Source organism: Stanieria cyanosphaera PCC 7437 (assembly GCF_000317575.1).
Lineage (GTDB): Bacteria > Cyanobacteriota > Cyanobacteriia > Cyanobacteriales > Xenococcaceae > Stanieria > Stanieria cyanosphaera.
Genome location: NC_019748.1, coordinates 4301667 through 4315358, shown reverse-complemented (window position 1 = coordinate 4315358; position 13692 = coordinate 4301667). Strand labels below are relative to the sequence as shown.

General features: G+C 31.5%; 12 protein-coding genes. 7 read left to right on the top strand and 5 right to left on the bottom strand.

Features of this window, described 5'->3' with window-relative positions; genetic code table 11:
- The first annotated feature begins 94 nt into the window (after positions 1 to 94).
- Positions 95 to 2080 carry a single-stranded-DNA-specific exonuclease RecJ gene (recJ, locus tag STA7437_RS18765; protein WP_015194962.1) on the top strand — a complete coding sequence of 662 codons (1986 nt, stop codon included), beginning with the start codon at positions 95 to 97 and terminating at the stop codon, positions 2078 to 2080.
- Positions 2081 to 2082: 2 nt separating this feature from the next.
- Here the strand turns inward: recJ and STA7437_RS18760 are convergent, their stop codons facing one another.
- Together STA7437_RS18760 and coaD are read right to left on the bottom strand one after the other, a co-directional pair.
- A complete protein-coding gene (locus STA7437_RS18760) occupies positions 2083 to 2691 on the bottom strand; it encodes a hypothetical protein (protein WP_015194961.1) in 609 nt (202 codons plus the stop codon).
- Between the two features lie 283 nt (positions 2692 to 2974).
- Positions 2975 to 3466 carry a pantetheine-phosphate adenylyltransferase gene (gene coaD, locus STA7437_RS18755; protein WP_015194960.1) on the bottom strand — a complete coding sequence of 164 codons (492 nt, stop codon included), beginning with the start codon at positions 3464 to 3466 and terminating at the stop codon, positions 2975 to 2977.
- A 271-nt stretch (positions 3467 to 3737) separates the two neighbouring features.
- Between coaD and STA7437_RS18750 the strand changes: the two genes are divergently transcribed.
- The 4 genes from STA7437_RS18750 to STA7437_RS18735 all read left to right on the top strand — a co-directional run bounded on the left by STA7437_RS18750 (position 3738) and on the right by STA7437_RS18735 (position 6962).
- On the top strand, positions 3738 to 5171 hold the full coding sequence (locus STA7437_RS18750) for a sensor histidine kinase (RefSeq protein ID WP_015194959.1): 1434 nt from the start codon (positions 3738 to 3740) through the stop codon (positions 5169 to 5171).
- A 76-nt stretch (positions 5172 to 5247) separates the two neighbouring features.
- Positions 5248 to 5586 (top strand): P-II family nitrogen regulator, encoded by a 339-nt coding sequence (locus tag STA7437_RS18745; RefSeq protein WP_015194958.1) that lies wholly within the window; start codon positions 5248 to 5250, stop codon positions 5584 to 5586.
- Positions 5587 to 5764: 178 nt separating this feature from the next.
- Positions 5765 to 6295, top strand: a complete 531-nt coding sequence (locus STA7437_RS18740) for a hypothetical protein (protein WP_015194957.1) — start codon at positions 5765 to 5767, stop codon at positions 6293 to 6295.
- Between the two features lie 46 nt (positions 6296 to 6341).
- Complete coding sequence (locus STA7437_RS18735; protein ID WP_015194956.1) at positions 6342 to 6962, top strand: Crp/Fnr family transcriptional regulator; 621 nt, start codon at positions 6342 to 6344, stop codon at positions 6960 to 6962.
- Between the two features lie 204 nt (positions 6963 to 7166).
- Here STA7437_RS18735 and STA7437_RS26650 read toward each other — a convergent pair whose 3' ends face one another.
- Entirely contained in the window at positions 7167 to 7343 is a 177-nt protein-coding gene (locus tag STA7437_RS26650; RefSeq protein WP_015194955.1) for a hypothetical protein, read from the bottom strand.
- A 798-nt stretch (positions 7344 to 8141) separates the two neighbouring features.
- Here STA7437_RS26650 and STA7437_RS18730 point away from each other — a divergent pair.
- A complete protein-coding gene (locus tag STA7437_RS18730; protein ID WP_015194954.1) occupies positions 8142 to 8456 on the top strand; it encodes an Hsp20/alpha crystallin family protein in 315 nt (104 codons plus the stop codon).
- A 383-nt stretch (positions 8457 to 8839) separates the two neighbouring features.
- Complete coding sequence (gene argS, locus STA7437_RS18725; RefSeq protein ID WP_015194953.1) at positions 8840 to 10597, top strand: arginine--tRNA ligase; 1758 nt, start codon at positions 8840 to 8842, stop codon at positions 10595 to 10597.
- A gap of 115 nt (positions 10598 to 10712) precedes the next feature.
- Here argS and STA7437_RS18720 read toward each other — a convergent pair whose 3' ends face one another.
- Both STA7437_RS18720 and STA7437_RS18715 read right to left on the bottom strand, forming a co-directional pair.
- On the bottom strand, positions 10713 to 11000 hold the full coding sequence (locus tag STA7437_RS18720; protein ID WP_015194952.1) for a DUF2288 domain-containing protein: 288 nt from the start codon (positions 10998 to 11000) through the stop codon (positions 10713 to 10715).
- Between the two features lie 239 nt (positions 11001 to 11239).
- Positions 11240 to 13657, bottom strand: coding sequence for an exonuclease domain-containing protein (locus tag STA7437_RS18715; protein ID WP_015194951.1), 2418 nt, complete (start codon positions 13655 to 13657; stop codon positions 11240 to 11242).
- Between the last annotated feature and the right edge of the window lie 35 nt (positions 13658 to 13692).

Genomic DNA, 13692 nt, shown 5'->3' with positions numbered 1-13692 from the left:
ATTATTTTTTTATCTTTTAGGAACAATTCATCAATTATTCTTACTTGCTTGGTCAATATGATAATTATTTAACAGTAGCTAATATTAACAATCGATGACTAATATACCTAAGCAAAGATGGCAGATTGCGCCAACCCAATCAGATTTAGTTCAGCAAATCAGTCAATCAACAAATCTTTTGCCAATTGTTAGTCAAGTGGTTGTTAATCGCGGAATTGATACTACTCAATTAGCTCACTTATATGTTGAACCAGAATCTCAAAACTTACCTTCTCCGTTAGAGGAATTTCTTGATTTAGCCGTCAGTGTAGAGTTGCTGTGTCAAGCGATCGCATCAGGGGAAAAAATTGCGATTTGTGGTGATTATGATGCGGATGGGATGACTAGCACTGCTTTATTATTACGTGCCTTAAAGCATTTGGGAGCGGATGTTGATTATGCGATTCCCAGTCGGATGAAGGATGGTTATGGAATTAACAATCGAATTGTTGAGGAGTTTGCAGCTACGGATGTAGGTTTGATCTTAACAGTTGATAATGGTATTTCTGCTTATGAACCAATTCTGCACGCTGTGGAGTTAGGGTTGACAGTTATTATTACCGATCATCATGATTTGCCTGAAAAATTACCTCCTGCCGATGCTATTTTAAATCCTAAATTATTGTCAGAAACTTCTCCTTATCGAGGATTAGCAGGAGTAGGAGTAGCCTATATTTTAGCCGTAGCTACTGCCCAAAGTTTGGGGCAATTAAAAGGTTTAACTAATCAAATTTTAGAGTTATTTACGTTAGGAACAATTGCTGATTTAGCACCTTTAATTGGGGTGAATCGTCGCTGGTTGAAAAGAGGTTTGCGACAGTTACCTAATTCTCAATTAGAAGGTATTCAAGCTTTAATGCAAGTAGCAGGAATCAGTGAGGAACAAAAACAATTAAAACCAGATGATATTGGGTTTAAATTAGGGCCAAGAATTAATGCAGTGGGTAGACTTGCTGATCCACAAATTGTGATTGAATTATTAACAACTGATGATTCTGGAATTGCATTAGAGAGGGCAATGCAATGCGAACAAATCAATCGTAAACGTCAGGAATTATGCGAACAAATTGAACAAGAAGCGATTTGGTTAGTTGAATCGACACCGATACTTTGGCAAGAGGCAAGGGTATTAGTAGTTGTCAAAGAAGACTGGCATCATGGTGTGATTGGTATTGTTGCTTCTCGTTTGGTAGAACGTTATGGAGTACCCGTTTTTATCGGCACTTATGAAGAAGAAGATCCTTCTAAAATTCGGGGTTCGGCAAGAGGGATTGAGGAATTTAATATCTTTGAAGCTTTAAATTATTGTCAGGATTTATTAGGTAAATACGGGGGACATAAAGCAGCGGGAGGATTTAGTTTAGCTGCTAGTAATTTAGAATCTTTTCAAGCCAGGTTAAGTGAATTTGCTCATCAATGTTTAAAAATAGAACATCTAAAACCTTTAATTAAAATAGATGCGCAAGTTAAATTTGAGCAAATAAGTTTACCTTTGTATCAGCAGATTGAGAGTTTACAACCTTGGGGAATTGGGAATGATGTTCCTGTATTTTGGACAGCTAATGTTTTACTTAAAGAACAAAAAATTGTTGGCAGTAATCATCTCAAATTAATTTTACAAGAAGAAAATTCAGACCAAGAACTTAAAGCGATCGCCTGGCGTTGGAAAGATTATTTTCCTTTACCTAATCGTCTCGATCTTGCTTATAAATTAAAAGAAAACAATTGGCAAGGAAACATTGCTGTAGAGCTAGAAATAGTGGGAGTAAGATTACCAAATATTCATCAAGTTTTTTCTGAGATTAAAAAAGCAGTTTTTAATTATCAAGGTAGAAGTTATGCTTGCAGTTGGTGGTTGTCTTTGAATGAATTAAGAATTAGAAATGAACAAGGAAAAATCCTCGCGGTTGAACCAGGAAAAAACACGGGTTTACTGGGAACAAATAGAGCTAATGCAAAACAAGTTGATCTAACTCAACCTTATTTTCAAGAATTAATACAAGTTGCTCAGATAGCTTTAGATCAAGCTCAAAAAAATTAAGTTTAATTTTCTCTATTTTCTTCTAATTGCTGACGACTATTAATAATAATTTGAAGCATTTGTTGAAGTTGTTGTTCAATATTATCTAAAACTGCATCAGCATAATCATCTGCTTCAGTCTGAATATCTCTACATTCAGCCATAGCTAATTCTCGCCAATGAGTTATGGTTGCTTGAGTTTGTTGTTGTAATTGTTCGCATTCTTGTTGTACTTGATATCTTAATGTATTTGCTTCTAATTCAGCTTGATGAATAATGGCTGATTCACTCAGAATTTTACTAGCTTTTTCTTGAGCAGATCTAACCAAATTTTGACTATAATTTTCTGCTTCTTCAATAATTTCTTGGCGACGCTCTAAAATATCTATTGCTAGATTTAAAGCTTGAGGTAATAGGTTTCTAATTAAATCGAGTTGCTTGAGGAGACGATAGCGGTCAATAATAGTTAGTTTAGAAAAAGGTAGATTAACTCCATTCAAAATTAAATGTTTTAGAACATCTAATTCTCTTTCTAGTTTTAAATCTGATTCTGGTTGTGTTTGAGGATTTTCTACCCTTTTATGAGTTGGAGAAGGAGATTGATAATGATGAGAAGGATATGAATTTAGCATTAGTAAATTAGATTATAAATTGTTCATTGTATACTAATATTTTAGAAATTTGCAGAAAATTTTATTTAAATTTTAAAATTAAAAAACTTTGAAAGTTTTAATCCAAAAAAACAGCTATTTTTTAATAATCAAAAGATGCTTAAGATTTTAAGTAAGTCATACTTGTTTGACTTAAAAAATAACTTTATTAACTGTTTAAAAACAGAAAAGATTAAGTTAAATATAATAAATTTAAGCATTTAGTGATGGAATTATTCATTTTGAAAAAAAAAATTAATAAAAGTCAATACTTAAGGTTAATATTTTGATAATGCAGATAAAGGTCTTGAGCAACATTTTCAGGAACAAGATGATCGATTGAGCCACCAAATTGAGCAATTTCTTTAACAACACTACTACTTAAAAAACTATATTCTTTAGCAGTAGCTAAAAATACAGTTTCTATTTCTTCGCACAAAGTTTTGTTGGTATGAGCCATTTGTAATTCTTTTTCAAAATCAGACAGAACTCGCAAACCTCTTAATAAAACTCCTGCCTGACTTATTTTGGCATAATCAACAGTTAAACCAAAAAAACTATCTATTTCTACATTGGATAAATGTTGAGTACAGATATTAATTTGCTTAACTCTTTGTTCTACACTAAATAAAGGCTGTTTACTCGTATTGGAAAGAACCGCTACAATTACCTTTTCAAACAATTTAGCACCTCGTTCAATAATATCGAGATGACCAAAAGTAATGGGATCGAAACTTCCTGGATAAAGAGCAATCATTGAAATATTTTTTTTAAGCGATCGGCAATTGATCTTATAACTAATTAAGAGTAAGACTAATATCTTTTAGTTAAAAATAAGAATTGCAGTTATTTGACTGCCCAGATGCAGTGAACGTAAGCACGACTTTGAACAGCGTTGTACTGTTTACTCAATCAAAATTATTTAAAATCAACAATCGAACAACCTTTATCCCTAATGGCTGTATTGTGCTGTCGACAAAAACAGTAAAGTTTTAAGTACATTGAGATCGAGTCCCAAAATATTAAACATGAAAAAAAATCGCTTTTGGTTCTGGGATAGTTTTTCTTTTGGATTTCGAGGTCGTATTATGGCAGTATATTTGCTACTGATACTGATTGGTTTTTCCGGTGCAATTTTCGCTATTCGACGAGTTTTACTGCTGCGTCTGGAAGAAAGAATCGAACAAGCTCTCGAACAAGAAGTACAAGAGTTACATCTTTTAATCAGTGGAAAAAATCCAACTACAGCACAATCGTTTGGAGAAAATATTACTGCTATTTTCAACGTATTTCTCAGTCGCAATATTCCCGAAGCTAATGAATATTACATCACGTTACTTCCAGACGGTCTTTATTATTCGAGTCCATTAGCATTACCTCCATCAATCGATCGCAATTCAAAGATAGTTCAACATTGGCGAACACTTACTGAGCCTGAGCTTGGAGAAATTTATCTCTATCAAGATCAAATTGTCTATTTAGCAGAACCCATCGAAATTAATGGAAAAGTTCGAGGCGTATTTGTTGTGGCAGTTGCTGCTGGATATGAACGCCAGGAAATTGATGAAGCGACTCTGATTATTGTCCAGGTGACTATTGTTGTAATAATTAGCACTACTATTTTGGCTTGGATTTTAGCTGGACAAATATTAGCTCCTTTGTATCTACTTACTAATACTACTCAGGCTATTAGTGAAACCAATTTAGAAAGACGTATTCCTGTTCAAGGAAAGGACGAAATTGCTCAATTAAGCATGACTTTTAATGAAATGTTGAATAGGCTTCAGTCTGCTTTTAATAATCAAAGACATTTTCTTAATGATATTAGTCATGAGCTAAGAACGCCAATTACTATTATTCAAGGACATCTAGAATTAATCGGCTCTACTCCTGAAGAACAACGTCAAACCCTAGAATTAGTTATGGACGAATTAAAGCGGATGAGTCGTTTAGTAGCAGATTTGATGTTATTGGCTAAATCAGAACAACCTAATTTTTTGCATTTAGAAACTGTTCAATTAAGTAAGTTAACTGAAGAAATGTATGATAGGTCTACAGTTTTAGCAGATCGAAACTGGCATCTGGAGCAAGTTGGCTCGGGTTTAATCGTAGTAGATCGTCAACGATTAATCCAAGCAATTGTTAACTTGGCACAAAATGCAACTAAACACACACAAGTTACTGATGTAATCGCTTTAGGTTCAGAAATAAATCAAGGTTACGTTCGTTTTTGGATCACTGATACAGGAACAGGAATCTCTTTTTCTGAACAATCACAAATTTTTGAACGTTTTATTAAAGGAACTAACAGTAGAAATTCTGATGGAACAGGTTTAGGATTAGCAATTGTTAAAGCGATCGTACAAGCTCACAAAGGAAAAATAGAATTATTTAGCCAACCAGGACAAGGAGCTAAATTTATTTTAACTTTGCCTGTTGATACTCCAATTAATTATAATTAGCTGTTTTAATAAATTAATTTATTACTATAAAATTAAACACAATCATAGTGAGTCAAAAGTTTAGAGGTAAAAAAAATTGAAAAAAGTAGAAGCAATTATTCATGCCTACAAAATAGAAGAAGTTAAGTTAGCTTTGGTTAATGTAGGTATTATTGGTATGACTATTTCAGAATTAAAAGGGTTTGGTAATCAAAAAGGTGTGACTACTCGTTATCGAGGTAATGAATACAAAGTAGAATTTGCTTCTAAAATTAAAGTTGAAGTAGTAGTTGATGACGAACAAGTCGATTATATTGTTCAGCAAATTTCTCTAGCTGCACGTACAGGAGAAATTGGAGATGGTAAGATTTTTGTCCGTCCTATTAATAATGTGATTCGGATTAGAACTAGTGAACAAGGAGTTGCTGCGATGTAATTTTTTTTCCTAGTATAGCAAGCGAACTATAGTGCGAAGATATCATAATCTTAAACTAAGGAAATAGAGAATCTCTTAATTTTTGCTTTGACTGCTATAAATTAATAAATTTAAAGCAAGCTTAAAACAATTTTAACTTTGATTAATTAAGCTAGCCCCTGTGAGTGAGGAGTTAGCTATGTCGGTTGTAAATATTTTTTTAGTCGCATTTTTATTATTATTAATTGGAGATTTTTTATCTACTTTTTTGTATCATGTTCCAGAACACGTTTTTGGCAAATTTCATACTTTAGTTCATCACGGTAAAAACCGTAGTTTTATTCATTATGCAGTTTTGACTAGAAATCCTTTAGTTTTGTTGGATGGAATGCTTGGTGCTTTACCTTATTTTATTTTTGTACCTTGGTTTTGGCAAATTTCGACCTTTGGGACAGTTTTGGGTTTAATTTTAGGTGAATTACACGTAGTTTGGCGACACGTTTCAATAATTGATTGGCAGACTTCCCCAGTAATTAAATTTTGTTGTCGATTATTATTTATTACTACTCCTGAACGTCATTGGTTACATCATCAAAATGCTAGTTTAGCTTATGGTGATATTTTTACTTTTTACGATTATCCTGCCAGATTATGGCTCAGATTTTTAACCGTTATCAAAAAGAAATTTCCAAAGCTTAACCTGTTAATTATTATTTCTTTACCAAAATAATTTAGACTCGAATTGGAACTTTTTTAAGCTGAAATAATTGCCCATTATGCTACTCGCAAATCAAATAACATCAAAACTTTATTTAGATCTAAATGAAGAGAAGCTTTTACTACAGTTTTATGAAAAAGGCGAAGAAATTCCTTTATTTGATCAAGGTTTTTGGCAAGTTTATCGAGGAGTAGTGCAACTTAGTAGAATTAATGCGAAAGGTGAAGAAATAACTTTGGGTTGGGCAACAGGAAATACAGCTTTTGGTAATATTTTAGAGCATACTGGTATTGATCGCGCTCAAGCTTTATCAGATGTATATGTGCGATGGCTTTCTCCTCAAGATTTAGAAAATTATCCTCATTTTAGTCGTATTCTTTTAGAACAATTAAGTCGTCGTTTAATTGTTGCGGAACATTTGTTGACGATTACGGGATTAAAAAAAGTTGAGGACCGGTTGTGGGAATTATTATTGCTTCTTAAGCAAGAAATTGGACAAACTGTTACTAATGGTACTCGTCTCACTGTACGTTTTACTCATCAGAATTTAGCTGATATGATTTGTGCTACTAGAGTTACTGTGACTAGAATGTTAGGGGATTTCCAAACTAGAGGATTAATTGTTGTTGATCGCGATCGCCATTTGGTCGTTAAAGACGTTTTAAAAATCAGTAATTAATTCCTAAGTAGCAATTTAGTAACTAATTAAGGCTAAAATTACAATCAATCCTGCTCTGCTTGAGTAGGATATTTTTGTGTTATTTAAGTAGTATTAGTTATCTTGAATCTAATAATGAATGCTACAAATTAAGACTCCTACTTCCTCTACTTTTGATTACTTAGCAAACTTTAGAGTATTTCAGATTATATATGGGATAAATTGTTATTCTTCTTCGTCAAGCTTAGTTTCTGTGACTACTTCTGGCTCAAAGACAGTTAACATTTGACGACGTACGGCGATCGCCCAAAGTTCAAAATCAAAATTATTACTATTAGGATTAATTGATTCTAAATTACGCTGGAGGTTTGGTTGAGAACGATTGATCAGATTGGAATTCATTGGTAGTAAATAATTATTGTTTAAAAAGTGTTAGTTTCAAAAGTTTGTAACTCTTGTTACATTTTTTTTATGATTATGAGATTTTTTTTTGCTCAACTAGTCTGGTTAAACTTTGGTGAGCTTTTTGTTAAGACAAAATAAGCACAAAAATTAGTCTCCTCTTAATTAGTGAATTTTAATTATCAAAAATTAATTACTCTGTGGCAAGCAATTTAGTTGTGATTACAAACAAGATGTTGTTTGATTTTAACTAGATTTCTAATTATTGTTGCTAAGGTAATTTATTTAACGATCAAAGTGGTATCAAAACAATACTGTCAATTGTCTAAAGTTTTACCATTGTCGGCTCAACACCAACATCAGGATCAATAAACAAAAACTTAGCAAGTTATTTTTGGGTTCTAAAAAGATTTTAACTTAATTATTAAATATTATCTAAAGTTAGTTGATTTTTTTTACTCAATTCAATTTATTTATCCTCAAAGTTTAACAATTATTACTTTAAAAGATTTTTTTTTATTTAAGATTTATGTGTTAAAGCAAATTTTTGAGTGATATTACTCAGTACTATTTTACTAAATTATTAGAAATAATTGAATTCAATCACTTATTTTTTTAGTCAAAACAAAAGGATTTAATTAAAAAAAAATCACTAAAGCAATTTTATCTGAATCACAATGGTTAGATCAAGACTTATCAAAAAAATGTTAAGATTTTATCCACAATTTCCTCACATTGTTTTTTTAAACTAATCATGGGTAGATAAATTCAAATTATCAGATTGGAGGGTAAATTAAGATGTTGACAAAAAATCTTAAAAGTTGGTCACCCGCTATCGATTTACAAGAAACAAAAACAGAGCTAGTTTTAAAAGTAGAAATTCCTGGAGTAAGAACTCAAGAATTACAAGTTCATGTTGATGAAGAATCAGTTATCATTAAAGGAGAACATACAGAAAGATGCGACCAAGAAAACGATGATTACTTGTGTCATGAATTGCATTATGGGAAATTTGAAAGGATTATTCCTTTACCGATGCCAGTCTGTCACCATAAAGCGATCGCAGAATTAATCGATGGTATCTTAACAATAACTATGCCCAAAGTTTGTTAAAGTTTTGCTATTTTTTTGAGTTTGTTTGAAGCTAGTTAAGTAAGAGTATGGTTGGTATTTAATTATTCCTGAAATTAGGAAAAAATCTTAATCATTTGGACTGGGTTAGACCAATAGTGTGAGAAGTTAAATTGTGAAAGCAATTTAATTGGTAGTGGAGATTGTTGTAGCAGTAAAGTAAAATAATTAAGTATAGTTATAAGCTGATCTAGAGAAAATTAACGCACTCTGCAAGCGTGATCTTCCCAAAGATAAAATGCGATCGCTTAAATTTTATAATTAATTCAGTCTAGAAAAAAGTTTCCCTAAGTAGAGTGAGAATGATAAATTAAGTTTTTACCTCGACTAGAATCTTTGCTCTGTCAGTTTCAAACTCTGATTTTATGAATTCCCTACTCGAACAGCTTAAAATATCTGTTAGTCAAGCTTTGGTAGCTGCTTTTGGTGAAGAGTTAGCTAATGTAGATCCTTTAGTGGCGGTTGCTAGCAATCCTAAATTTGGTGATTATCAATCGAATGTTGCTTTACCATTAGCTAAACAACTGAAACTAGCACCAAGAGCGATCGCGGAAAAAATTATTGCTAAACTAGAAGTAGATCAAATTTGTCAAAAGCCAGAAATAGCTGGTGCTGGTTTTATTAACTTTACAATTAAACCAGATTATCTTGTTACTCAATTAAGTTTAATTCAAGCTGATCAACGCTTAGGAATTGAACCAGTACCATCGCCACAAAAAGTTATAGTAGATTTTTCCAGTCCCAATATTGCTAAAGAAATGCACGTAGGACATTTACGTTCTACGATTATCGGTGATGCGATAGCGAATGTGTTAGAATTTCGAGGACATGATGTTTTACGTCTCAATCATGTAGGAGACTGGGGTACTCAGTTTGGGATGTTAATTGCTTACCTCAAAGAAGCTTATCCAGAAGCTTTAACAACTGCGGATGTTTTAGATTTAGGGGATCTAGTTAGTTTATATAAGAAAGCAAAAATTCGTTTTGATCAGGATGAAGAGTTTAAGGAAACTGCCAGAAACGAAGTAGTAAAATTACAAGCAGGTAATTCTGAAAGTCGTCATGCTTGGCAATTACTTTGCGAACAATCTCGTCGAGAATTTCAAGTAATTTATGATTTATTAGATATTAAAATAACTGAGAGAGGAGAATCTTTTTATAATCCTTTTTTGGCGGATATTGTAGCTGAATTAGATCAACAAGGTTTATTACAAGAAGATGCAGGTGCAAAATGTATTTTCTTAGAAGGATTTACTAATAAAGCAGGTGAACCTTTACCTTTAATTGTGCAAAAATCTGATGGTGGTTATAACTATGCAACTACAGATTTGGCTGCATTAAAATATCGCATTGAACAAGATAATGCAGAAAGAATTATTTATGTTACAGATGTAGGGCAAAGTAATCATTTTGCAGCAGTATTTCAAGTAGCTAAAAAAGCGGGAATATTACCTGAAAAAGTAGAAGTTGTTCATGTACCTTTTGGATTAGTTTTAGGTGAAGACGGCAAAAAATTAAAAACTCGTTCTGGGGAAACAATTAAACTAAAAGAATTATTAGATGAAGCAATTATTCAAGCACGTAATGATCTAGAATCAAGATTGCAAGAAGAGGGTAGAGAAGAAACAGAAGAATTTATTAATCAAGTTGCTCAAACTGTTGGGATTAGTGCAGTAAAGTATGCAGATTTGAGTCAAAATCGAACTACAGATTACAAATTTAGTTATTCAAAAATGTTAGCTCTTCAAGGTAATACTGCACCTTATTTACTTTATGCTTATGTCAGGGTACAAGGTATTAGTCGTAAAGGTGAAATTGATTTTGAAAAATTAGGAACACATACCAAAATTGTTTTAGCAGAATCAACAGAACTTATTTTAGCTAAACATATTTTGCAGTTAGGAGAAATAATTCAAGAAGTTGAGCGAGAATTATTACCTAATCGTCTGTGTTTATATATTTATGAACTGAGTCAAAAGTTCAATCAATTTTATGAATCTTGTCCTATTTTACAAGTAGAAGAACCTTCACGCACCTCTCGATTAATCTTGGCAGATTTGACTGCTAGAACTATTAAATTAGGTTTATCTTTATTGGGGATTTCTGTAGTTGAAAGGATGTAGTTGAAAGAAAAAAAATGCGTCCACAGCTTTTAGACTAATGAACGCCGATGGTGTTATTGTTTAGTGATGTTTTTGGGTTGATTTTTTGTGAATTTAATAGCTATAAATGAAATTATTAGATTTCTTGAATGACAACAAAAGGCTGAATAATTAAAGTCCAAAACTGTTTATTAGGTTCACCATTCCAGTTAGTTAATTGTTCTGAAGATGGTTTAGAAATTAATTGTTGTTCGATCCAATTACTGACAGCAATCGAATTGTCTTGTGCGATCGCAGTTGCAACATCGAGAATATTTAATTCTTTTTTGACAACAATTACTACATCTCTTTTGGCATGAGGTAATAAATCTTGCCAATTAATTTCAGCTAATTCATCCTTTAATCTATCTTTAAGTTCTGGCATTATTTATAGAGTTTTACTAAACTGCTCGGTAGTTTGATTGATCCTAAAACTAAATTAGATAATTTACAAGTTTGGATTTTTTTACGCCGAAGCATAGAGAGTACTGATAATTTATTAGTTTGACCTGTTTGTGTGTAAAAGAAACAAGAAAAGCTTTAACATAAATTAATACCAAATTAAAAAACGTCGGTATAAATAATAAACAGAAAGGCAATTTTAAATCCAATTGATTACATTTTTTATTGCATTAGTTTAATTAGCCAATAATTATTTAATTGTTGTTTAAGAGCATTAAAAGCTTCTACCAAAGATACATCAAAATCTCGATTGTAAATATCTGTAACTAAGCGATAAATTACTTCAAAACTAATTCTATTATCGCGATCAATTAGAGAAAATTTTCCATTAGCAGAATTATTTAATTTGGTTATTTCTTCTTGAGCAACTTTACCTGTAAGTTTAGGTTTTCTATTGTCTCTAAGCAGTAAAAATCTAATTTCTTTATGATTGATTACTAATTCATTAAAGTTTTTTATTCGAGTCGTAAAAGCAGTACCATCTATTTGTAAAAATCCAATTACCAGAGTGTAGTTTGTTTTTTTGACTACCAGATGATCGGGAATCTTTTTTTTACCTAACCTCAAATGATCTATTTCTAAATTAACAATAGTTTGAAAAGCTTCTATGATAGTTTTTAACTTACCAATATCATCACTATCACTAATAATTTGTAGTTTATCGTAGTCTTGTTCTAATAACTTTTTCTGAGTTTCTAGATAATCAATAACTTCTTGATTAGTAGGATAATTATTAGGTTCGTTTGATTGTAATTCTTGTTTATTTGTTACAGCTAATGTATTGGTAAAACCACTAAAAGCTTGAGCTAAATTAGCTAATAATTTTTGCAACTGTGTAAATTGCTGTTCTAATTTTTCAATTCTTGGTAAAATTGTTTCTTCTGAAGCTAAAGAATGAGTTAAAGATTGAGAAGATAATTGTGGTAAAGGAATTTGATTGACTTTATAACGATAATAATCCGCAGCCCGATTTAAAACTGCACGAATAGAATTACCTGCTAAAATATTTACTAATTCTTGCTCGGTAAATAAAGTTTTTACATCTAAATCAATGATAGCTGCTTTTAGTTGTAAAATTTGTTCTAAATCTGAATAATTCGGTTTCTCTAAGGTAACTTGATATTGAGAAATACGGTCTACAATAGAGCCATCAAGAATCTGTTGAAAATGTTGCCAACGACTGGGAAACAAATTAAAAATAATCAAACTATTTGGGACATGAGTAAAAATTTCTTTAATTGCTTCGCCAAAACTTAATAGCAATTTTTCGTGATGCTTTAAACCTAAACCTTCTAGTTGATCGAAAATAATAATTAGAGGTTCATCTAAAAGAGAAAGCTTACTCAGAACCGCGATCGCTTCTAAAGAAAAATTTTCTTTACTGATTTCTTCATTCCAATTATTTAATTTTATTTTATCTAGTTCTTCTGGTGCTAGTTCATCAGCAGCTAGCCATCGAGTGACTAATTTTTTATAATTAAAATCTGAATAACTACAAAACTTAATAATACCTTTGATAATTTCTAAAGAATAACCTGCTCCACCATAATGTTCTAGCCACCATTCTAAAGTTCTTTTTTCAATGTGTTGCCAATAGTCGCGTTTTTTCTGAGTACCATCCGTGCCTAAACTATCATAAAGTTCGAGAGGATTAGTTTGAGTTGCAGCTAAAATAAATTGATCTTTTTGATTGGTATTATCGATGAGATTATTTTGAATTATTTTTCTAAAACTATTAGCTAGTAAATATTCTAGTTGGGTGTAATTGCTTTGAGTTACTTTTTCAATTAAAGATTCTAAAATTCTACTGTAAGTATGATAAATAACTGCATCTGGATTATTCGGTTGACGAATAAAAAGTAACCGATTAACTTCGAGTACTTCTTGCGCCAATCGCATCATTAAATGAGTTTTTCCTGTTCCTGGCTCACCAATAACTATAACTCCTTTACTTTGATGATTTTGATCGTATTTAATATCAGTAATAATGGATTTTAAAGTGGCAAATTGATTGTTATAAATAGAAGTCAAATCGAGATGTTCTTGAAAAGGAGTATCTACTCTACTACTCCCAAAAGGATTGGGTTGATTCTGTAATCTTTTAATAGTTATTTCTTCCATAACTTTCCAATATAATTGATAAGTAAATTCAGCATCGTATCTAGCTGAATGTGCTTGTTGAGAATTAAAATATTTTTGCTTGACCTTTAAATTAAGTTTTTTACTAAGATATTCAAGGGAATAACTGATTAGATTGGGAAAATATTTTTTAGCTAACTTGTAAGTACAAGCAAATTGAAAATTTTGCCAAGGAACTTCTACGGCAATAAAACTATTTTGTAAAACTTGAAAATCGTGGTCAGCATGATGACAAATTAATAGTTTATTCTGTGCTAAATTATTAAATTCAAGAATAATTTGTTGCAGAGGTTTACGATTTAACTTAATGTGATCGTGAGCAGCATATTCTTGAACAAAAGCTTCGTAGATTAAATTACCTTGACTATTAATGACAGCAATTTCATTTACTTGATGCTTTCCTTCTGTATCAACAATTAAAAAATCTTGCTGATTATTCATTGTTAATTGCCATCAACTATCAACAAAAAACATCA